This window comes from Candidatus Limnocylindrales bacterium, assembly GCA_035626395.1.
Lineage (GTDB): Bacteria > Desulfobacterota > Binatia > UBA1149 > CAITLU01 > DASPNH01.
The window spans coordinates 1-21,089 of sequence record DASPNR010000031.1 but is presented as its reverse complement, the minus strand read 5'-3'; the positions used below and the strand labels follow the sequence as shown (position 1 = coordinate 21,089).

At 66.7% G+C, this 21,089-nt stretch carries 19 protein-coding genes; 8 read left to right on the top strand and 11 right to left on the bottom strand.

Features of this window, described 5'->3' with window-relative positions; genetic code table 11:
• Positions 1–26: 26 nt before the first annotated feature.
• Positions 27–410 (bottom strand): nuclear transport factor 2 family protein, encoded by a 384-nt coding sequence (locus VEC57_11605; protein ID HYB99765.1) that lies wholly within the window; start codon positions 408–410, stop codon positions 27–29.
• 227 nt (positions 411–637) lie between these two features.
• Between VEC57_11605 and VEC57_11600 the strand changes: the two genes are divergently transcribed.
• The 5 genes from VEC57_11600 to VEC57_11580 all read left to right on the top strand — a co-directional run bounded on the left by VEC57_11600 (position 638) and on the right by VEC57_11580 (position 9,171).
• Positions 638–1,834: a cytochrome P450 gene (locus VEC57_11600; GenBank protein ID HYB99764.1), complete on the top strand. Its 1,197-nt coding sequence runs from the start codon at positions 638–640 to the stop codon at positions 1,832–1,834.
• 165 nt (positions 1,835–1,999) lie between these two features.
• On the top strand, positions 2,000–2,371 hold the full coding sequence (locus VEC57_11595) for a hypothetical protein (protein ID HYB99763.1): 372 nt from the start codon (positions 2,000–2,002) through the stop codon (positions 2,369–2,371).
• Positions 2,372–2,477: 106 nt separating this feature from the next.
• Positions 2,478–3,980, top strand: a complete 1,503-nt coding sequence (locus VEC57_11590; GenBank protein HYB99762.1) for a TolC family protein — start codon at positions 2,478–2,480, stop codon at positions 3,978–3,980.
• Entirely contained in the window at positions 3,977–5,545 is a 1,569-nt protein-coding gene (locus tag VEC57_11585) for an efflux RND transporter periplasmic adaptor subunit (GenBank protein ID HYB99761.1), read from the top strand. The genes VEC57_11590 and VEC57_11585 overlap by 4 nt, the downstream gene beginning before the upstream one ends.
• Complete coding sequence (locus VEC57_11580) at positions 5,542–9,171, top strand: efflux RND transporter permease subunit (protein ID HYB99760.1); 3,630 nt, start codon at positions 5,542–5,544, stop codon at positions 9,169–9,171. Before VEC57_11585 ends, VEC57_11580 begins: the two co-directional genes overlap by 4 nt.
• Positions 9,172–9,185: 14 nt before the next feature.
• On the opposite strand, the gene VEC57_11575 is transcribed toward VEC57_11580, so the two are convergent.
• Positions 9,186–9,422, bottom strand: coding sequence for a hypothetical protein (locus tag VEC57_11575; protein HYB99759.1), 237 nt, complete (start codon positions 9,420–9,422; stop codon positions 9,186–9,188).
• 248 nt (positions 9,423–9,670) lie between these two features.
• Between VEC57_11575 and VEC57_11570 the strand changes: the two genes are divergently transcribed.
• From VEC57_11570 to VEC57_11560, 3 genes are all read left to right on the top strand, one after another.
• Positions 9,671–11,668, top strand: coding sequence for a protein-L-isoaspartate(D-aspartate) O-methyltransferase (locus VEC57_11570; protein HYB99758.1), 1,998 nt, complete (start codon positions 9,671–9,673; stop codon positions 11,666–11,668).
• A 126-nt stretch (positions 11,669–11,794) separates the two neighbouring features.
• Complete coding sequence (locus tag VEC57_11565; GenBank protein ID HYB99757.1) at positions 11,795–12,676, top strand: DMT family transporter; 882 nt, start codon at positions 11,795–11,797, stop codon at positions 12,674–12,676.
• A 69-nt stretch (positions 12,677–12,745) separates the two neighbouring features.
• Complete coding sequence (locus VEC57_11560) at positions 12,746–13,186, top strand: hypothetical protein (protein HYB99756.1); 441 nt, start codon at positions 12,746–12,748, stop codon at positions 13,184–13,186.
• A gap of 137 nt (positions 13,187–13,323) precedes the next feature.
• On the opposite strand, the gene VEC57_11555 is transcribed toward VEC57_11560, so the two are convergent.
• The 9 genes from VEC57_11555 to VEC57_11515 form a co-directional block, all read right to left on the bottom strand.
• On the bottom strand, positions 13,324–13,749 hold the full coding sequence (locus VEC57_11555) for a hypothetical protein (GenBank protein HYB99755.1): 426 nt from the start codon (positions 13,747–13,749) through the stop codon (positions 13,324–13,326).
• Positions 13,722–14,150, bottom strand: coding sequence for a hypothetical protein (locus VEC57_11550; protein HYB99754.1), 429 nt, complete (start codon positions 14,148–14,150; stop codon positions 13,722–13,724). The genes VEC57_11555 and VEC57_11550 overlap by 28 nt, the downstream gene beginning before the upstream one ends.
• A gap of 227 nt (positions 14,151–14,377) precedes the next feature.
• Positions 14,378–14,854 (bottom strand): GNAT family N-acetyltransferase, encoded by a 477-nt coding sequence (locus tag VEC57_11545; protein ID HYB99753.1) that lies wholly within the window; start codon positions 14,852–14,854, stop codon positions 14,378–14,380.
• A 639-nt stretch (positions 14,855–15,493) separates the two neighbouring features.
• Complete coding sequence (locus tag VEC57_11540; protein ID HYB99752.1) at positions 15,494–17,179, bottom strand: DUF1566 domain-containing protein; 1,686 nt, start codon at positions 17,177–17,179, stop codon at positions 15,494–15,496.
• Positions 17,176–18,441: a DUF1566 domain-containing protein gene (locus tag VEC57_11535; GenBank protein ID HYB99751.1), complete on the bottom strand. Its 1,266-nt coding sequence runs from the start codon at positions 18,439–18,441 to the stop codon at positions 17,176–17,178. Before VEC57_11535 ends, VEC57_11540 begins: the two co-directional genes overlap by 4 nt.
• 394 nt (positions 18,442–18,835) lie before the next feature.
• Complete coding sequence (locus VEC57_11530; GenBank protein HYB99750.1) at positions 18,836–19,072, bottom strand: hypothetical protein; 237 nt, start codon at positions 19,070–19,072, stop codon at positions 18,836–18,838.
• A 240-nt stretch (positions 19,073–19,312) separates the two neighbouring features.
• On the bottom strand, positions 19,313–19,582 hold the full coding sequence (locus VEC57_11525) for a DUF2283 domain-containing protein (protein HYB99749.1): 270 nt from the start codon (positions 19,580–19,582) through the stop codon (positions 19,313–19,315).
• Positions 19,583–19,755: 173 nt separating this feature from the next.
• Positions 19,756–19,965, bottom strand: coding sequence for a type II toxin-antitoxin system HicB family antitoxin (locus VEC57_11520; GenBank protein HYB99748.1), 210 nt, complete (start codon positions 19,963–19,965; stop codon positions 19,756–19,758).
• A gap of 270 nt (positions 19,966–20,235) precedes the next feature.
• Positions 20,236–20,733 (bottom strand): hypothetical protein, encoded by a 498-nt coding sequence (locus VEC57_11515; protein HYB99747.1) that lies wholly within the window; start codon positions 20,731–20,733, stop codon positions 20,236–20,238.
• Positions 20,734–21,089: the final 356 nt, after the last annotated feature.

The following is a 21,089-nucleotide window of genomic DNA, read 5'->3' as shown; positions in this document are numbered from 1 at the left end:
GCGCCCGCTGCTGCAGCAGCGCGGCGCTAGGACGGCATCGTATCGCGAAGGTGGATGATCTTCCCGTCGCGGAACCATGCCTCCTCCTCTCCGACCACGACGAGGTCGGGCTTGCCCTCCCTCTTGTACGTGGCCGTCCAGCCGACGTGCACGCCGCCGTTGCGCATCTCCGGTCCCGACAGCACCGACAGCTCGCGCTTGTCGTAGGTGCGGTCGAACTGGTTCACCGACTCCATCAGATGGTTGACGATGACGTCACGGCCCTTCCACACGCCGCCGAACGGCGCGCCGCCGTTGACCTCGTAGACGGCCTCTTCGGCGAAGTACTCGCGCACCTCGTCCCAGTTGTCGCTCGCGTAGGCCCGCTCGAAGGCGGCGGCGTAGTTGGCATAGCTGGCGATGTCGTCCATGGCGGCGCTCCTTGGCAGGTTCGATAGCGAACGCCGCCGTCCCTACTCCCGTCGCCGCGCCGGGCAAAATCGCGACGTCCCGACCGCTCGCTCGCCGGCGACCGCTGCCGCCCTCCGACCCCGCAGCCTCCTCCCGCGAACGCCCGCGCGCCCTGCGTCAGTCCGGCCCCGCGGCGTTTTCGCACGCACGCCTTGGCAAACGAACGTTTGTCGGACACAACGGAAGCGTGACCACGACGACCGCCGCCTCGACGCCGACCCGCCAGTTCCAGATCCTCGACGGCGCTTTCTGGGCGCGCGAGCCGCATGCCGAGCTGGCCTGGCTGCGCGAGAACGATCCCGTGCATTTCGACGAGGCGGGCCAGGTCTGGGCGATCACGAAGTACGCCGATGTCCTGGCCGTCTCGCGCGAGCCCGAGCTGTTCCGCAACGACGGCGGCATCCGCCCCGATGCGCCCTCGTTCCCGTTCATGATCAACCTGAACGACCCGCTGCACCGCAAGCGCCGCGGGCTGGTCAACAAGGGCTTCACCGTGCGCCGCGTGCAGGAGCGCGAGCCGCGAATCCGTCAGATCTGCATCGACCTCCTGGACAAGGTCCGCGGCCGCGACGAGTTCGACTTCGTGATGGACCTTGCGGCCTGGCTGCCGCTGATCGTCATCGGCGACATGCTCGGCGTCGAGCCCGAACGTTATGACGATGTTCTGCGGTGGTCCGACGACATGGTGCGCGGCAGCGGAACCAAGGACCCGCAAGTGTTCGCGACGTCCGAGGCCGCGTTCTCCGAGTTCCTCGAGCACGCCTACGCGGTGCTCAGCGCGCGCCGTGGCTGCCCCATGCAAAGCGACCTCTTCAGCATCCTGGCCAACGCCGAGATCGACGGTGAGCGCCTCGAGGATGCGGAGATCGTTGCCGAGTCGCTGCTCATCCTGATCGGTGGCGACGAGACCACTCGGCACGTGATCACCGGCGGCATGTACGAGCTGCTGCGCCAGCCGCAGGCATGGCAGGCGCTGCAGAACGATCCGTCGAAGATTCCAGCGGCCGTCGAGGAGATGCTGCGCTGGGTGACGCCGATCAAGAACATGGCGCGAACGGTGGCTCGCGACACCGAGCTTCGCGGCAGGACGCTGCGCGAAGGCGACAAGCTCGTCCTTCTGTATCCGTCGGCCAATCGCGACGCCGACGTCTTCGAGAGCCCCGATCGCTTCGACATCGCCCGCTCGCCGAACGAGCACCTGGCGTTCGGCTTCGGCGCCCACTACTGCCTCGGCGCCAGCCTGGCCCGGCTCGAGCTCAACGTCTTCTTTCAGGAAGCGGTGCGTCGCCTCGCGGGCATCGAGCTGGCAAGCGAGGAGCCGCCGCCGCGACGGCAATCGAACTTCATCAGCGGAATCGAGCACATGCCGGTGCGCTGGCGCTGAGCCGGGACGGACTGCGTCGTGGTGCCATGCCACGCGGCGGAGAGGCGCGGAGACCGGCAGTGCGCTGCCCCGCCGTTGACGCCACGGGCATACAATCCGGTTGTAACCGGGGACCTGCGGCGGCATCTTAGGCCTCGGCTCATGCTCCGACTCACTCGCAGACTGATGGCGGCCTTCGTGGCGCTGACCCTGGCGATGCCCTTCCCGGCCGTCGCCTCGGGCTCGTGCCCGATGTCCTCGCCCGTCGTCAGCCAGGAGCGCTGCGACTGCTGCAAGACCTCGGATGGGCCCTCGCGCTGCGCGAAGCCGGCGCCGGCTGCGTTCCGATGCGGCTGCTCCGACACCGGCAGCGAGCCACGCCAGAGCCAGCCCAGCGATGCTTCAGCATCCGCGCTCGCGCATCCTTTCCTGACGCCGGCGCTGTTGCCGGCCGCCGTCGCCGCACCGTCGTTGCAATGCGAAGGCGCGCCGCCGATCCCGCCACCCGACGCCTACGCGTCCACCGTTCGAAGTCTCCTCTGTAGCTGGACGATCTGAGCGTCATCCGCTGACGCACCCATTCCATCGCTAGAGATCCGTCCTCGCCGCGCGACGCCCGCGAGTGACGGGTACGTTTGCGTCGCCCAGCTACAGGAGAGGTCGTATGTCGATCTCGAACAGGCTGTCGCTGCAGCGCTCCCGCTGCCTCGCGAAGGGCCTCGTCATCGCGTCCGCGCTCGCCGCCGCCGGCTGCGCGCTGACGCCCAAAGATCTGCCGCACGAGCAGGACCGCTTGGCCGCTGCCGGCGTTGCCTTCGAGCCGCCGATCGAGCAGCGCGAGCTGCCGGTCCCGCGCGATGCGCACGATTGGGGAGCGCTCGTCCACCGCGCGCTGCTCGCCAACGGCGAGCTCGAGGCCGCCTACTTCGAATGGAAGGCGGCCGTCGAGAAGGTCACCGGTGATTCGGGCTGGCCCGACACCAACCTCGCCGTCGGCTACGAGACCATGTTCGAGGGCCCCGGCGCCTTCAGCGCCGGCTTCGATGCCATGGAGAACCTCTCGTTCCCGACCAAGACCATGAAGGCGGGACAGGTGGCGCTGGAGGAGGCACGCGCCGCAGCGGAGAAGTTTCGCGGCGCGAAGTTCGCGCTGCAGAAGCGCGTTCTGGATGCGTGGCTCGAGATGGTGCTGGCCGCGGAGCGTGAGCGCATCCAGTCGCAGCGCCGCGAGGTCGCCGGCCTGAGCAGCATCGCCGGCAGCGTCTCGGTTACCGCCGGCGAGCCCGAGACCGCGGCGCTGCAGGGACGCCTCGAAGAGACGCGCATGCGAAACGAGCTCGTCACGCTCGGAAGCGACGTGCGGCGCGCGCGCGCGATGCTGGCCGCCATCGTCGCTCTGGACACCGAGGACATCGCCGTTCCGTCGCACCTGCCCTCGCCCCGCCCCGTGCCGAGCGATGCCGTGCTGCTGGCCAGCGGTGCGCGCACCAATCCGGAGCTGGCCGAGCTGCTCGCGATGCTGCAGGCGCGCAGCAAGCAGGTGGACCTGGCGCGCATGCAGTGGATTCCCGACGTGCAGCCCTCGTTCTCGTTCGAGGACCTGGCCGTCGAGGTGCTCGGGCTGATGGCCACCCTGCCGACCACGATCGTCGAAATTCGTTCCTCGATCGCGCAGGCGGCGGCGCTGCGGTCGTCGACGGCGGCGAAGATCCGGCAGACGGAGCTCGACCGGACCGGAGAGTTCGTCGCCGCGCTGATCGCGCTTCGCAATGCCGAGCGCTCGCGTGCGTTCCTGGAGAACCAGGTGCTGCCGGTCGCAAACGCGCTCGTCGCCTCCACCCGCACCACCTACGTCTCGGGGCAGGCGGCGCTCAACGACCTCGTCGAAGCGCATGAAGCCGTGCTGCTGGCACGCGACGAGATCGCCGCTGCCGCGGTGGAGCGCGAACGGCGCGTGGCGGAGCTGGAAGCGCTGGCAGGCGTGGACATGGAAGCCATCGTCGCCGGCGAAGTGGTGGCGGTCGGTGCGGCCGGCGGCGCGCGGGATGGAGCTGCGCGTCTCGCAGGCGGCGCCACTGGCGGCGCGAGCGGTCGAGCAGCTCGTCTCGCCGGCGGCCTATCAGATGAAGGCGCCGCCGAAAGCCTCGCCGAAGGAGCGGTGCGATGAACGCGTCGAGCAAGCCTTTCGGCCGCTCCGAGCGCGGCCGTGCCTCCACGATCCTGCTCGTGCTGGTGGCCGCGGTCATCGGCGTCCTCATCGGGATGCGCGTCGGGGATCGCGACGTCGCGGCGCCCGGCACCGAGACCGCCAGCACCGCCGCCGCGACAGACGCGGCCGCCGAGACCGAAGAGGCAGCACAGCTGTGGACCTGCGGAATGCATCCGCAGGTCGTGCAGGACCATCCCGGCGAATGCCCGATCTGTCACATGGAGCTGACGCCCCTGCGGATGGACACGCCCAGGCCCAGGACGGCCGCCGGCGCCGAGCGCAACGTCAAGTACTGGTGGGACCCGATGATGAACCCGCCGTACATCTCGCGCGAGCCGGGCAAAAGCCCGATGGGCATGGATCTGCTGCCCGTCTACGAGGACGAGGTCAGCGCCGGCGCTGCCGTCGTCATCGACCCGGTGATCACGCAGAACATGGGGCTTCGCACCGCGAAGGTTCGCGAAGGCGTGGTCGCGCGCGATCTGCGCCTCGCCGGCTTCGTCAAGGAAGCCGAGCCTGGCGTGCGCGACATCAACCTCAGGGTCTCGGGCTGGGTGCAGAAGCTCTACGCCGACACCGAAGGCATGCACGTGCGCGCCGGCGACCCGCTCTTCGAGCTGTACAGCCCGGACCTGCAGGTCGCGGTCGAGGAGCTGATCGCGCTGCGCAAGCGCGCCTCGGCGATCTCGGGCGCCGGCATCGGCGGGAGCATCGCGGCCGATCTTCGCGGCGCGGCGGTGCGCAAGCTCGAGCTGTACGGCCTGCCGCGAGAGGAGATCGACCGCCTGGCCAGGATGGAAACGGCGCCGGGAACCATCATGTTCCGCAGCCCCATTACCGGGCACGTCACCGAGAAGATGGTCGTGCAGGGCTCGGCGGTGGAGGCCGGCGAGAAGGTGCTGCGCATCGTCGACCACACGGTGCTGTGGATCGATGCGCAGGTGTTCGAGCAGCAACTCGGGCTGATCTCGCACGGCCAGCGCGTGCGGGCGTCCGTGCAGGCGCAGCCCGGCCAGTTCTATGAGGGTGAAGTCACGTTCATCCACCCGCACGTGAGCGACATGACGCGCACGGCGCTGGTGCGCACGACGGTCTCCAACCCGTCGCTGGAACTGCGCCCGGGCATGTTCGCCGACGTGCACATCCACTCGATGGTGACCGAGCGCGGCGTCATGGCGCCGCGCGACGCCGTCATCGATACCGGGCAGCGCCAGGTGGTGTTCGTAATGGTGGAGGGCGGCCGCTTCGAGCCGCGCGAGGTGCTCACGGGCTCGGCGGCCGAGCACGGCATGGTGCAGATCCTCAAGGGCCTGGCGCCCGGCGAGACCGTCGTCGTCAGCGGACAGTTCCTGCTCGATGCGGAGAGCCGGCTGCAGGAAGCGCTTCGCAAGTATCTGGACGAACGCAAGAGCGGCAACGCCTCTTCCGGCGAGCATGCCGGTCACGGCAGCGGCGCGCCGGTGCCCGCTACGAGCGCGGCAAAGACCGGCGCGGCGGCAGCCGACGGAGGCGACGGGCGATGATCGCGCGGCTGATCGAGCTGTGCATCCGCAACCGGCCGATGGTGCTGCTCATCACGAGCGTGCTCATCGGCCTGGGCGTGTGGAGCATCTACAACATCCGGCTGGATGCGATTCCGGATCTGTCGGACGTGCAGGTCATCGTCATCACCGACTATCCCGGGCAGAACCCGGAAGTCGTCAACAATCAGGTCACCTACCCGCTGACCACGGCGATGCTGTCGGTGCCGGGCTCGACGGTCGTGCGCGGCTTCAGCATGTTCGAGCTGTCCTTCGTCTACGTGCTGTTCGAGGACGGGACCGACATCTACTGGGCGCGAAGTCGCGTGCTCGAGTATCTGAACTTCGCGCGCGACCGCCTTCCCGAAGGCGTGCAGCCCAAGCTCGGCCCGGACGCCACGGGCGTGGGATGGGTCTACCAGTACGTGCTGTATCCGGGGCACTACTGCCCGGACCATCCGCGCGGCATCTGGCGCGATCAGGAGCAGGACCGCTGGTACGCCGGCGCCAAGGATGCGCCGGCGGAGCGGCGCAAGAAGCTGGAGCGCGTGCGCGCCTTCGAGGAGCCCGGCCAGTGTCCGCTCGACGGCAAGGCGCTGGTCTCGTCGGGGCACGATCTGGCCGGCCTGCGTAGCCTGCAGGACTGGTACCTGCGCTATCCGCTGACGTCCGTGGAAGGCGTCTCGGAAGTGGCGCCGATCGGCGGCTTCGTGCGCCAGTATCAGGTCGTGCTCGAGCCGGCGCGGCTGCAGGCGCTGAACCTGTCGGTCGCCGAGGTGGCCGAGGCGATCGAGAAGTCGAACAACGACGTCGGCGGGTCGGTCGTGGAGATGGCCGAGCACGAGTACATGGTGCGATCGCGCGCCTATCTGCGCGGTGTCGACGATCTGGCCAACGTCGTGGTGATGGTGGGCGAGGACGGAACGCCGGTGCTGCTCGGGGACGTGGCAACGCTCGAGGTCGGCGGCGAGGCGCGGCGCGGCGTCGGCGAGTACAACGGCAAGGGCGAGGCCGTCGGCGGCGTCGTCATCGCGCGCTTCGGTGAGAACGCCTACAAGGTCATCAACGACGCCAAGGCCAAGCTGTTCGAGCTGGAGGACGGCCTGCCTCCGGGCGTCTTCATCCGCACCACCTACGACCGCTCCGGCCTGATCGAGCGCTCGGTGTCGACGCTGCGCGACACGCTGTTCGAAGAGATCCTGACCGTCGGCCTGATCTGCATCCTGTTCCTGCTGCACGCGCGCAGCGAGCTGGTGGCGGTCTTCGTTGTGCCGGCGGGCATGCTGGTGGCGCTGCTGGTCATGCACATGGTCGGCATCAACGCCAACATCATGTCGCTCGGCGGCATCGCCATCGCGGTCGGCGTGATGGTCGATTCCTCGATCGTGATGGTCGAGAACGCGCACAAGCACCTGGATCGCGAGGAGGAGCGCGTGCACGCCGGCCTGGCGCCGCGGCCTCGAAGTCTCGTCATCATGGAAGCGGCGCAGGAGGTGGGGCCGACGCTGTTCTACGCGCTGGCCATCATCACGATCAGCTTCATGCCGGTGTTCGTGCTGACGGGTGAAGCCGGCCGCCTGTTCCGGCCGCTGGCGCTGACCAAGACGCTGGCGATGGCGGCCTCCTCACTGCTGGCCGTGACGATCATCCCGGTGCTCATGACGTACTTCATCACCGCTCGCGTGCTGCCCGAGCGCTGGGGGCGAGCGCGCAACACCGCCATCACGCTGGCCGCGATGCTGATCCCCGCTGCGCTTCTGTACGTGGTGTGCGGGCGCATCGACGCGGTGGCGGAGTACCGCACCGTCATCGCCGTCGTCTGGATGGTGCTGGCGGGAATGCTGCTGGTCCCGCAGAAGATCATCCACGAGCAGAGGAATCCCATCAGCCGCTGGATGCAGGCAGGCTACGATCCGGCTTTTCGCATGGCGATGGCGCACCCGTACCTGGTGCTGCTGCTGGCGGTGGCCGCGCTGGCCTCGACGTGGATCCCCATCACCCGCATCGGTTCCGAATTCATGCCGCCGCTGGATGAAGGCGATCTGCTCTATATGCCGACCACCGATCCCAGCATCAGCGTCACCAAGAGCAAGGAGCTGCTGCAGCAGACCAACAAGCTCATCATGACGTTCCCCGAGGTAATGTCGGTACACGGCAAGATCGGCCGCGCGGACACGGCCACCGATCCGGCGCCGCTGTCGATGATCGAGACGGTCGTGCAGCTGGAGCCGGACGAGTCGAAGTGGCGCCGGCGCCAGGTGCCGCGCTTCTTCAGCGACTGGCCCGGCTTCCTGCGCACGCCGCTGTCGTGGTTCCTGCCCACCGAGCGCGCCATCAACACCGATGAGCTGAAGTTCGGCTGGGGCGACGCCGACGGAACCATGCACCCGGGCCTGAACAGCGTCGTCAGCCTGCCGGGCGTGGCCAACGCCTGGCCGTTCCCGATCGAGAACCGCATCAACATGCTCGCCACCGGCATCAAGACGCCGGTGGGCATCAAGATCCTCGGCTCCGACCTTGCAACGCTCGGCGACCTCGCCGAGCGCGCCTCCAATGCCGTCCGCGCGATCCCGGGCACCATCAGCGCGTATCCGGAGCGGACGTTCGGCGGCTACTATCTCGATTTCGACATCGACCGCATCACGGCGGCTCGCTACGGCCTGACCACCGGCGACGTGCAGGACGTCATCCAGACCGCAGTGGGCGGAATGAACGTGACGTGGACGGTCGAGGGGCTGGAGCGCTATCCGCTCAACGTCCGCTACGCGCGCGAGCTGCGCGACGACCTCGAGTCGCTGCGTGAGGTGCTCGTGCAGGCGCCGAACGGAGTGCAGGTACCGATCGGACAGCTGGCGCGGGTGCACATCTTGCCGGGGCCGCCGATGATCAAATCGGAGAACAGCCAGCTGACCGCCTGGGTGTTCATCGACATCGCCGGCCGCGACCTCGGCGGCTACATCGCCGACGCCCGCCGCGTGATCTCCGAGCAGGTCCCGATGCCGCCGGGCTATACGATCCTGTACTCGGGGCAGTTCGAGTTCTGGGAGAAGACGCTGCCGCGCCTGACAGCCGCCGCCGTGCTGACCGTCGTCGTCATCGTCTTCCTGCTCTACGCCTCCACCGGCAGCTGGATTCGCGTGGCGGTGGTGATGCTGGCGGTGCCGTTCAGCCTCACGGGCGCGTTCTGGCTGCTCCACATCCTCGACTACAACATGTCGCTGGCGGTCGTCATCGGCATCATCGCCCTCGGCGGGCTCGACGCCGAGACCGGAATGGTGATGCTGTTGTATCTCGAGAACAGCTTCGAGAGATTCGAGCAGGACGGCCGCATGCGCACGCGGCAGGACCTGTGGACGGCGGTGCACGACGGCGCGGTCATGCGCATCCGTCCCAAGGCCATGACGGTCGGAACGGACTTCATCGGCCTGTCGCCGCTTCTGTGGGCCGAAGGCACCGGCGCCGACGTGATGCGACGCCTGGCGGCGCCGATGCTCGGCGGCCTGGCCGTCAGCTTCGCGATGGAACTGCTCGTCTACCCGGTGCTCTTCTACCTGGCCAAGCAGTGGCAGCTGCGGCACCGCTGGGAGCACGCGCACGTGCAGCCGGCGCCGGAGACGTCGGCGGGGTGAGGAGCGGCAGCCCGCTAGTGCGCGCGGTCTTTCAGCTCGTGATGTCCGTCATGCCGCGCACAGTTGGCGCAGCAGAACATCTCGCCGCTCGCCTCGACGCCGTGACCGACGATGCGGGTGCCGCAGTGTGCGCACGTCGGCGCCAGTGCGTGGATTGCGCACTCGAAGGAGTCGAACGTGTGCGCCGTGCCCTGCCACCGGATCTCAAAGGATTTGTCGTAGTCGTTTCCGCAGTTCTCGCATCTGGACATGGAATGCCTCCGTGCATGACGACGATCGGAAGGTCCATCCTTCGCGCCGCTGCCGCCATTCGTCAAACCCCGGGATACAAACTGCCGCTCGCATGGGCGTCCGCACACCAGGCGAGTGACCTGAAGATGTGCGCGGCCGTCGTTCGCCACCACGCAGAGGGCTGCGCGCGGGGAAATGCGTTGACGGGGCCAAAGCCCGGGTGCGTAGTCGACGCGAACGAAGCTCCGGCATCCGTAGGAGGCGACGCATGAGAGACTATTCCAACAGTCGCAGCCGCATGGTCAGCAGGCAGATCGCCGGACGCGGGATCACCGACGCCCGGGTGCTCGACGCGATGCGCGCCGTCCCACGCGAGGCATTCGTCAAGCCGGGGTTCGAAGAGTTTGCGTACGAGGACGCGCCGCTGCCGATCGAGGAAGGCCAGACGATCTCGCAGCCCTACATCGTCGGGCTCATGCTCGAGGCAGCCGAGCTGACGCCGTCCGACCGTGTCCTCGACGTCGGTACCGGGTCCGGCTACGCGGCCGCCGTCGCGAGCCTGATCGCCAACGAGGTCTACAGCATCGAGCGTCACGCGGCCCTGGCCGAGATCGCGCAAGAGAGATTCGAGAAGCTGGGCTACGACAACATCGGCGTGCGCTGCGGGGATGGCACCAACGGCTGGCCCGAAGCCGCACCTTTCGATGCCATCGTGGTGGCAGCCGGCGGTCCGGACATTCCGCAGACTCTGCTCGAGCAGCTCGCCATCGGCGGGCGGCTGGTGATGCCCGTGGGCGAGGCTCCGCGCGATCAGCGGCTCCTCAAGATCGTGCGCGTCTCGGACGCCGAGTACGACGAAGAAGACCTCGGCGCGGTGGCGTTCGTCCCCCTGATCGGTGAGCACGGCTGGTGCGCTCCCGAACAGGAGGCGCCGCCCCCTGCGAAGAAACCTGCGCGTGAGCCATCCGTGCCCGAGCTGATCGCTAGCACGGCCGAGCCCTTGCCGGACGTCGACGATGCGGCGTTCGGTTCTCTCTTCGACCGCTTCGCCGGCGCGCGCGTCGTGCTGCTCGGTGAAGCGACGCACGGGACTTCTCAGTTCTACGAGGCGCGCGCGGCCATCACGCGGCGCCTGATCGAGAGGCACGGCTTCCGCATCGTGGCCGTGGAGGCGGACTGGCCCGATGCCGCCGCGATCGACCGCTACGTCCGTCACAAGCCGCCCGCGTCCATCGGCGACGATCCGCCCTTCAGCCGCTTTCCGACCTGGATGTGGCGCAACGCCGAGGTGCACGACTTCATCGAATGGCTGCGCGAGCGCAATTCGGCGCGGCCGCACGGCGACAGGGCGGGCTTCTACGGCCTCGACCTGTACAACATGAACGCGGCGATTCACGCCGTGATCTCCTACCTCGACAGCATCGACCCGGAAGCGGCGCGGGTGGCGCGCGAGCGTTACGGCTGCCTGACGCCGTGGCAGAAGGACCCGCAGGTCTACGGCCGCGCGGCGCTGACCGCCGGTTACGCGCCCTGCGAGCAGGCGGTGGTCGAGACGCTGCAGAAGCTGCTGGCGAGCAGGCTCGACTACGTCCGTCACGACGGCGAGAGCTTTCTCGATGCTGCGCAGAACGCGCGCCTGATCGCTTCGGCCGAGCGCTACTACCGGGTCATGTACTTCGGGTCGGCGAGTTCCTGGAACCTGCGCGACCGGCACATGTTCGAGACGCTCGAGCATCTGCTCTCGGCCGCCGGACCCGATGCGAGGGCCGTGGTGTGGGCGCACAACTCGCACGTCGGCAACGCCGCGGCCACGGAGATGGGCATCGTTCGCGAGCAGCTCAACATCGGGCAACTGTGCCGCGAGCGCTTTGCCGATCGCGCGGTGCTCATCGGCTTCGGCACCGACCACGGGACGGTTGCCGCAGCCACGGACTGGGACGGGCCGATGGAGATCAAGCAGGTGCGGCCCGCGCACCGCGACAGCTACGAGCGGCTCTGCCACGAGAGCGGCACGCGGCGCTTCCTGCTCGACCTTCGAAGCGGGGTGCACAGGGAACTGCGCGGCAAGCTGCTGAAGCCGCGCCTGGAGCGCGCCATCGGCGTCATCTACCGGCCCGACACCGAGCTGCTCAGCCACTATTTCGATGCCGCGCTTCCGCGGCAGTTCGATGCCTACGTCTGGTTCGACCAGACCGATGCCGTCACCGCGCTGGTCGGCGAGCAGAGGCATGAGGGCGTTCCGGAGACGTATCCGTTCGGATTGTAGGCGCGAGTAAACCACTGGCGCTCACGCCGCCGCTGGCCGGCGAGCAGAGGCACGAGAGCGCGCCACAGCTTGCGGATCGTCAGCGCTGATCGTGACACCGGGCGGCGCGCGCGCTAGAGCGCAGCGGTGGGGCTGGCTCTGGCACTGCTGGCAGCGACGCTGTGGGGGCTGACGCCCGTGGCCATCAAGGGAGCGCTCGACGGCTACAGCCCCGAGGTGATTTCCGTCGTTCGTCTGGCGCTGACCACCGTCTTCTTCCGTGTCCTCGGCGGGCCCGGCACGAGCTGGCTGCCGCGCGATCGCTGGACGGCCATCGCGGGCGTCGCGCTCGGCGCCGACTTCCTCGTCTACAACCACGGCGTCAAGCTGACGACGGCGGGCCTTGCCAGCCTGGTCGTCAACGTCGAGGTCGTGGCGACGATCCTGCTTGCGCTGTGGCTGCTCGGCGAGCGGCTGACGCCTCGCAGCGCAACCGGCGCGGCCATCACGCTCTTCGGCACGCTGTACGTGGCAACCGAAGGCGCCGCCCTGGGCGACGTCGTCGCCGCGCAGTATCTAACGGGCAACCTGCTCGTGATGCTCGGAGGCCTGCTGTGGTCGCTCTACGCCGTGGCGCAGCGGCGTGCGCATCGCACGGGCAGCATCTTTCAGCTGATGGCACCGATCTTCGGCGCCGCAACGCTGACCGCCATGCCGGGCCTCGCGGTGCCGAGCGCATGGCAAGGCGACGGCGGCGCCTACGCGACGATGATGCTCGGTGCGCTGATCGTGCTGTGCACCATCGGCGTCTACGTCGTGTACGCGCGCAGCCAGGAGCTTCTCGACGTCAGCGTGCTGGCTGTCGTGCTGACCTCCATCCCTGTCTTCTCCATCGCACTGGCCTGGCTGCTTCTGGGAGAGACGATATCGGCGCGCGCCGCCGTCGGCGGCGCGATCATCCTGGCGGGAGTGCTGATCATCTCGCGCGAGCGTCCGGCGGCCGAGGTGGCCGAGGGTGCGCCTGAGTAGCAGGACTTTTGCCCGCGGCTTCTGCCCGCGGGGTTGAAGCCGCCGCCGTGTCGGGCGTACAAGTCGGACATGGTCAATGATGTCGATCCTCGTGCGTCCCACACCATTGAGGTCCATGGCGGCGCCGATCCCTCGCTCGTCACCTACACGCACGCCGTCTACGCGCTGCATGCGCTGTCGGTGCTGATCGGCATCACGGGACCGGCAACGATCGTGGGCAGCTTCGTGTTTGGCCTGCCCTCGATCATAGCCGTCATCATGAACTACGTGCGGCGCTCGGATGCGGCCGGCACCTACCTGGAAACGCACTTCCGCTGGCAGATCCGGACCTTCTGGCTGGCGCTGCTGTGGATGATCCTGGCTGCGCTGGTCTCGGCGCCACTGATCCTGCTGTTCGGTCTCGGCTTCCTGACGCTGTTCCTTGCCGCAGTGCTCATCGGGCTGTGGGTCGTGTACCGGATCGGGCGCGGGTGGCTGGCACTGAAGGATGGGCGGGCGATCGTGGACTGAGGGCGCGGTCTTCAGCAGTGGAAGCGAGTGTGCGTTCGGTCCGCTGAACGCTGCCGAGTCGGCACGCGCGACATGACGTTGAACATGCAGGCGTGAGCGGCCGCGCGTGCTCCGCTCACGCGCCTTGCACAGTCCGTTCAATCGTTGGCGAGCGAGGTGAAGTCGAAGTCGGCGGTGAGCTCGGTGCCGTCGTTGAGCTCGATCGTTACGGCCACTGCGCTCGATGCGGCAACGTCCGCAGCCGTCATGCGATAGCTGTCCCACTGCATGGGTGCACGGCGACCGCCGTCGAAGCGTACTCGGCCGCTGCGGGGACGCACCGGACGGCGCCAAGCGTCGCTGACGAACGCCTCCACCCGTCCATCGGCACGTCGCAGCTCGACGTGATGATCGCCGATCATGGCAAGCTGGCCGCCGTGACGGGCGGCGTGATTGCCGTGGGGAATGCTCGAATGGCCGTAGCTCGAGTAGCGCAGGAACGGGGTGACGGCCAGATAGCCGCCGAATGCGACCGCCGCGAGCAGGCGCGGCCAGGTCAGCGCGGCTGGTCGGCCACCTTCCATGTGATGAACGCGAGAAGGATCGCCGGAATGTAGACGCCGGGCATGTCGATGAGCCAATGCTCGGGACCGACCAGGCCGCGCAGCGTGTCGAGCACGTGCACGAGCGCATGCAGTGCGAGGTAGACCGTGACCGAAGCCGTGGCGATGAAGCGCCAGCGCCGGGAGAAGGCAGCAACCGCCAGCGCCACCGCGATCATCAGATAGATCGCGCCGATGTCGCGAACGAAGTGCTCGTTGAGAGGCCCGAAGTCTGGAACGCCCGCGGGGAGGTTCTCGTACCAGTTCGGCGGGCTGGCGAGCATCCAGAAGGCGTTGCCAAGATTGCCGAGCGAGAAGATGCCGAGGACGATGCCCCAGAAGTCCATCGGCGACTCCGATGCCGTGCTCGTCGTGGTTGCCATGAAGTGCCTCCGTGCCCGTCGCGGTCCGGCGCGCCGAGCGGGAAGAGGCCGTCTCCAGCAGCGTGCGCCTGCGGTGACAATGCCCGGATGCTTTGGAAAAGGCACGCGCGGCAGCGGCTCAGTGCGGCGTGGCCATCGGTTCGTGTCGCGGCGGCGGGTGGTGATGCGGTGCACGGCCAACGGCGGTGAGTGCTGACCGGGGCCGTGGTCGGTGCGGCGCGGCGGCGCTACAGCTTCAGGAAGTAGCGAGCGACCCGAAATTCGCTGAAGCCGAGGCTCTCGTAGGTGCGTCGCGCCGGCGCGTGTCCCGGGTCGGCGCCGGTTTCGACCATGGCCACGGCAACGCCCCGCTGCTTCATCCAAGCCAGCGCGTGCTGCATCAAGGCAGTGGCCACGCCGGATCGCTGATGATCCGGGTCGACCGCGATCATGTAGATCTCGCCCATCCCGTCCTCGGCATCCAGCTTCAACGCAGCAAAGCCTACGACTTGCTGACCGACGCGCGAGACCCAGACGGTCGAATCTTCGGCCATGCACGTCTTCTCGACGACCTTTCGCTGGCTGTCGCGCCAATCGGGATAGAAATGATCGTAGAGCGCCGGCGGCATCGCCTTCTCGAGCGACGCGAACACCGGCGCCCACGCCCGCAGCGAGAGAGCGATGATCTGCGCCAGGTGGTCGGGGTGGTATGGCTCGATGTGCATGCGGCAGTGCCTGTTCAACAGCGCTTTGCTTCCGGCATCAGCAGGCTCGGAAGCTGACGGGCGATCGACTGGCGCTCGCTCGCCAGCCCGTGTGCGATCAGCAGACGGCGCCGCCCCCTACAACAGCACTTGACGTTCCGGGCACGGGCAGGGCCATAGCGGATGATGGAACGGCAGTTCCTGTTGCCCGGGTCCTCTTGCGGCACCGCGGAAAGCGAACATATCGATACGAACGACAACCATTCTGCCGAACGAGTACCTGAGCGGCGGGCGCGAAGACGCTCGCCATCATCGCCGCCGTCCCTGCCCGTCCGCTCCTGGTGTTGTTAGCCGACCGACGCACCTCTTGCACGCCTGACTTGCGGCGCCGCGCTGCTCCACGCGTCCCCAGACTCGCCGGCGCGCGGCGCTGCACCGAAGCCGCCCGGCCGGATACGCGCACGTTCTGTGGAGCGCAGAGGTCGCCGAGATGGACGTCGCGAACGCAGTAAACGCGTGCGCCACCGGTACCGCGACCAGCAGCGGGAGCATCGTGTTCACGTCCCGCGTCAACTCGAGCGAGAAAATCACGCCCGTCGGCGGCGCGGACGAAGAGCTGAGCGGCGGTCAGGCCGACACCCTCTCGGAAGCCGCGACGATTCAAGGCTCGAAGATGGTGATCGTGAGAACCGCAGGGTCGCTGACGTTGCCCTCCCAATCCACCATCTGCCAAGTCAGCGAGTCGGTGCCTGTGAACGTGGAGCTGAACGACACGTAGCAGAGTGTCCTATGGAAGTTGTGGCCGAAGGGAGTCATGGCGTATTCCGATCCCGGCGGCCAGTCTTGTTTACCGTTGTACGGACATCCGTCGGCGTCGATGTCCCGCTGGATCGGAGTTGCGACGCCGGAAACGAACTCCGTGAGAAAGCCGTTCTGGGGGGAGGAAACGATGTGAAGCCCGCGAAAGCACCTGCCGTCGAGGTCGGTTCCGACAAAAGTGATCAGCACGCAGGACTGCTTCCAGGGGGATTTGATGTCGATCGGTCGTATGGTCGGCTTTCCCAGTGGAATTCCGAAATTCGTACTTCCTCCGCGAACCGCGCGTACCGGCAGAGCCTGGTCTCGCGAGACCTGAACGACGGAGCCGTCGGCGAAGTCGACTGCCCATGAATGCGGCGAGTCCTCGGCGTGCGTCGTCGTCCAGTACGGACCTGAGGCCGTGCAGGCGCATTCGTCCAGAGTACAACCGGGAGTGCAGTCGTGATGGAAGACGGGGTCGATGGCCGGGTCGTGACGGCTGAGATCGACCAGGCTCTCCAGTTCCCGACGGTTCGGCGCACGCCAGTCGGAATAGCCGGCGAAGCCGAACGCCCAAAGGATCCAGTCACCTCCGCTGGGGCTCGCGCCAGGCACATTGCGATGCAGCGTCAGGCTGCTGTTCCACCCCGGTACGACCCTGCTGTCGTCGTTCACCCAAGCGTCTCGTGAGCTCTGCGTCCACATCAGTCCGGTTGCCCGATCGGTAACCGTTCCGTCGCCGTTGTCAGTGAAGCGCGAGTGGATGCCGGACTGTGCTTCACCGTCCTGGCCGCGTTCGGGACCGGGGCAGGCGCCGAACGTTCCGTCATCTTGGTCGCACATCGTCTGTCCCGTCGCTGTCAGCCCGATCGACGGTGCGCAGGTACCCTCGACGACGTTATCGTCCCACGCGCCTTCGAGCGCCTGCTCGATCTCCGCGATGACAGCGACGGCGTCGGACGTTCCGGTCATCGCCGCGAGCGCTGCCCGGACGGCCTCGAGGTACTCCAGCGCGCGCGGCCAGCGCAGCGCGATGGCTTGATTGGCCTGGCAGTCGGATGCCGCCAGCAGGCAGCTCGTCCATTCGTCGACGCTCGCGATCGATGTCGGGCCGCCAGTCCTCAGGCAGTACTCGGTAAGCCGTGCCGCGCTGAGCGTGTTGCTGCCGACGGCCCAGGTGTCGGTCTCGCTGTGCGGGAGCTTGGGATTGACGGCAGGATCGCAGGCCGAAGCGATCTTGGCGCGGAGTCTCCTGTCGAGCTGCTTCTTCGGCTTGCTCGAGTTCCGGAGCTTGCGAAGCTTGGACGCGCAGCCCGCCGCGTTCGCTCCCGCCGCCGCCGAGAGGGAAGCGCCTTGGACGACCGACGTCGAGACATTGCCCACGCACTCCCCGACGGCCTTCGCGACGGACCGGACGTAGTTGGCTGTCCGCGCCGCGACCGCCATCTGGCATTTGCTCAGGCTCTCGTCGGCGGTCGCGGCGATCGACCCAGCAGCCGGCAGCAGGATCGCCGCAACAAAGAGCATGGCCTGGAGTTGGCGTTTCATGGGATCACCAGGCCGCCGCGAACGGCCCGCAGCCGGTAGAGTGCGGAGTGCTTGTCGACGTGAGTGACGACGCCGCTACCGAAGTCCACGATCCATCGATGGGACGGATCGCCGGCATAAGCGGTCGAGGACCAGTACGCTGCCGACGCCGTACAACTGCACGAGGTGTTCAAACATCCTGTTGTGCAGCCGTTGTTGAATTCCGGTTGGATGGCCGGGGCATGGATTCCGACCCGGACCAGGCTTTCGAGCTCGCGCCGGTTCGGAACTCGCCAGTCGCTGTGCCCCGCGAACGACGATGCGTTGAGCTGGGTGATCTTGGCAGAGACCATGGTTGCCCAGTCTCCGTACGAATCGACGTCGTGAACTCCGTCGCTGTAGTCGAGTTTTTCCCAGGTAAGGCCGGTCACGCGATCCGTCACGGTGCCGTCGCCATTGTCGGTGTGATCGAATGGCACTCCGTACCGGAAAAACCCGTCATGGAGAGTCCTGGGATTCGTCTCGCACAAGATGTCTTCGACGTTCGTGAGAAAGTCGTGATCCGGTCCACAGTTGATCGCACCGGTGACGAGAAGCCCGCGCGGTCTTGCACAGTCGATCTCCGGGCGGTTGTCTTCCGTGGCTCCCTCGAGCGCAGCGTCGAGAGCCGCCAACGCGGCGAGTGCATCGGCGGTGTCCGGAATCATTGCGAGCTCCACCTTCAGCGCCGCCAGGTACTCGAGCACCCGAGGCCAGCGCGTTGCGATCATTTCGCGCGCCTCGCACTCGGTCGCCGACCGAAGGCAGTCGCGCCATCCAGCGAAGCTGTCGATGGTGGCAGGGCCTGCGACGTTGGCATTGCAGTAGCTGCCGATGATGCCGGCCGCCAGTGTCGTCGCTCCGACCTGCCAGATGTCGGACTCCGCATGCTCGAGGTCAGGATTGACGGCGGGATTGCACGCACGGCCGACCGTGGTGTCGAAGACGGTCGCCAACTCCCTGTCCGGTTTGATCGCGTTCTCGAATTTTCGGAACGCCGCCGCGCACCTCTTGGCCGACTTCGTTGCCGCTGCGCTCGTGTCGAGCCCGCCGGCGATGACGGCAACCGACATTTTCTTCAGACAACCGTCGACGGCGTTGGTGACTGCCGCCTGGTACTTCGAACTCGCGTCGGCAACGGCCCGCTGACACGCCGCCAAGTCCGCAGCGGCGTCCGCCGAGGCGATGCGGGGTGCCAGGATGATAAACAACGCCGCGACCACGGCCTGAGCGGAATGTCGCATATTTCTCCCCCGGCGGCTTTCGCCGTCTCAGTCGCTGTAGCGGATGGGGAGGGTTCTCGTCAACCATCGGCACACTCGGCGCCAGGAATGCTGCCCACGCTACTCCTCCGGCGGCCCGCCGGAGCGCGCGACCTGGTGCGCCTTCACCTTGGAAGCGTGAACCTGCGCGGCGAAGCCAGCATCTTCTCGAGCGCGATGAGCTTGTCGGCGGGAGCCTCGCGCGTCTCCAGAGCCTTTCAGTGCGACCAAGCGATGCCGGTCGATGGGAATTGGAGGATGCGATGTCTCCATGAAACTTCGTTTGCCGTCCAGCGGGTGCAAATCCCGTCCGGCCAAGGGCCAGCCCGCCCATGCGCTGTTCGGCAACCGACGCGGCTAGCAAGTGGAGCGGACTTCAATCTGACGACGCGTAGGACCCACCGGAGCCGCCCCACACGACCAATCTGTGGAAGACGGTGCCGACGTGGCCGTCGACTACCACATCTTGCGCGCCGTCCCCGTCAAAATCAGCAACCACAGCCCACGGAACTTGGCGGCCCGTGATGCGGTAGTACCGCTGCACGTCCGCGTCATACGAGGCGAGGGCCTCGACTTCGAATCCGGGCACGGCTCGCTCGATCGCATGGGCCATCGCTCGGGGAAGCGCAAGTTCATAGGACGTGCCAACTCGAACGATAGCCGGCCCGAAAACATTGACTTGAGATTGCTCAGAGCACGCTGACAGCAGGAGCCCCAGTACCAAACCGATGTACCCCACTATCAATGATTCTCCAGCGGCTTGTCAGCCGAACGAGGGCATGAGCGGCGGGCGCGACAGACTTGCGATGGATTGCAACGTCGCTGCCCGGCCGCTCCATGCATTGTTCGGCACCTATGCGGCAAGCAGTGGAGCCAGCTCTTGCTTCTGGAGAGGCTGTTGCCCAAGCCGCCGCAGAACCCGATTGACGACAGTCAGCGAAATCTCGCCAGGCGCCGTGATCTCGATTCCAATCGGTCGCCCCGCGCGATTGTAGTCAACGAGCAGACCAGAACTCAGCTTCTCCGTGCGGTAGCTCTTCTGTTTGGTCGGACGCGGAAGATAGTAGTAGCCGGCGATGGGCTTGCCATGACGAAAGGTAACTTCGAGATACGGCTGTTGCATAGGTTGCCTACTCCGCGATCGGGTACGCCGTGATGACCACAATGAGCTGTTCCGTCTTGTCCGGCTCCACGATGACCTCTGCTTGTGCGAGTCACGCTGTCGGATTTCCTGAAAGCCTAGCGCTTCAAGCAGCGCAGCCACCTCACGTGGCTTTAGAACCGGAACTGTTCCCACTACGCGACGCGAATGATCTGCACGCCGACGAACTCCGACTCGAACTCCGGGTCGCCGTCCTCAAGCAACATTGCTACGACCTCCCGCAGATTCGCATGCAGCTCATCGATCGACGCACCTTGGCTGTGAGCCCCCGGCCAGCCCGGGACGTACCCGAGGTAGAGCGATGTATCTGGGTCCTTTTCGATTACGACGTTGAACGTGTGCATGGCGCAGCTCCGCATCTACATTCCGCCAAGTGTAGGCCGGGCCCCGGCTCGTGCAAGGCGCCGCCGGGCTTGGACCCGGCAAGACCCTAGAAAAGTTCGCACGCTGGCAACGACGCAGAAAAAACGCGTCCCGAAGAGAGCGACAACTATGCTGCCCAACGGATGCATGAGCAGCCGGCGCGAGGCGCCGGACGTGAGGCCAACGCCCATGCCGGGCTGCTCCGTGCGCTGTTATGCAAACATCGGTTAGCGGTACCCAAGTAAGCACCGTCACGCAGCCGGGATCTTGTTCGCATAGTCGATCAAGCCTGCCGAATGGGTCGTATGAAAGGAGGTTCCACGAGGCCGACCATCCGCCGTGAGAGCCGCTTCCTCCAGATATTCCTTATGGGAGTCCCATAATTCGGCTGCGATCTCCGCGGTGTAAGATACGGGAAATGTGATCCGCCAATGCTGCTGGGCGATGTGCCCGTACCGCATGCGATCCACGATGACGTTGGGCCGTGACAACTGCGGCGCGCTTCCGACGACGAAGATTGCGGTGCGGCCGGAAAAGAACCAGTATGCTTCTACGGCTCCGACATTGAGACGGAACCCGTCCTCCTGAAGCGTTGTCGCCCAGGACCGCGGTGACAGTCGGTTGGCGACTCCAACAGAACGAATCAACTGCGCACAGATGGCGCGCCGGTCGTCCACCGAAGGGCAATGGGTTTCGAGGACACGCGCGGCAACCGCAATGTCTCCGCGTTCCGATGGTGTCAGGGGCACAATCACTCCTCACTTAAAGCATAACGAAAGCATGAGCGGCGGGCACGAGACCGTCCTCGTCGCGAGGACGCCATTGCCCGACCGCTCCATGCATTGTTATGGTAGACTTGCCGGCTAATACAAGTTCTTGTATTGTGCCATTTGATGAGCAAGCCAGCGGTATGGCTAGGCTCGACGCGGCGGTGCATCCGTGAGTTCCCCGCGGAAGCTTGAGCTCGCGCGGGTTACGAAGTGTACCGTCTTGAGCTCGGGTTGGACCCGACTGACTGGAAACCGATGGCGAGTATTGGCGACGGGGTGTGCGAGATTCGAGTACGCACTGGTCGCGAGCACCGGCTGATCTACGTCGCGAAGTT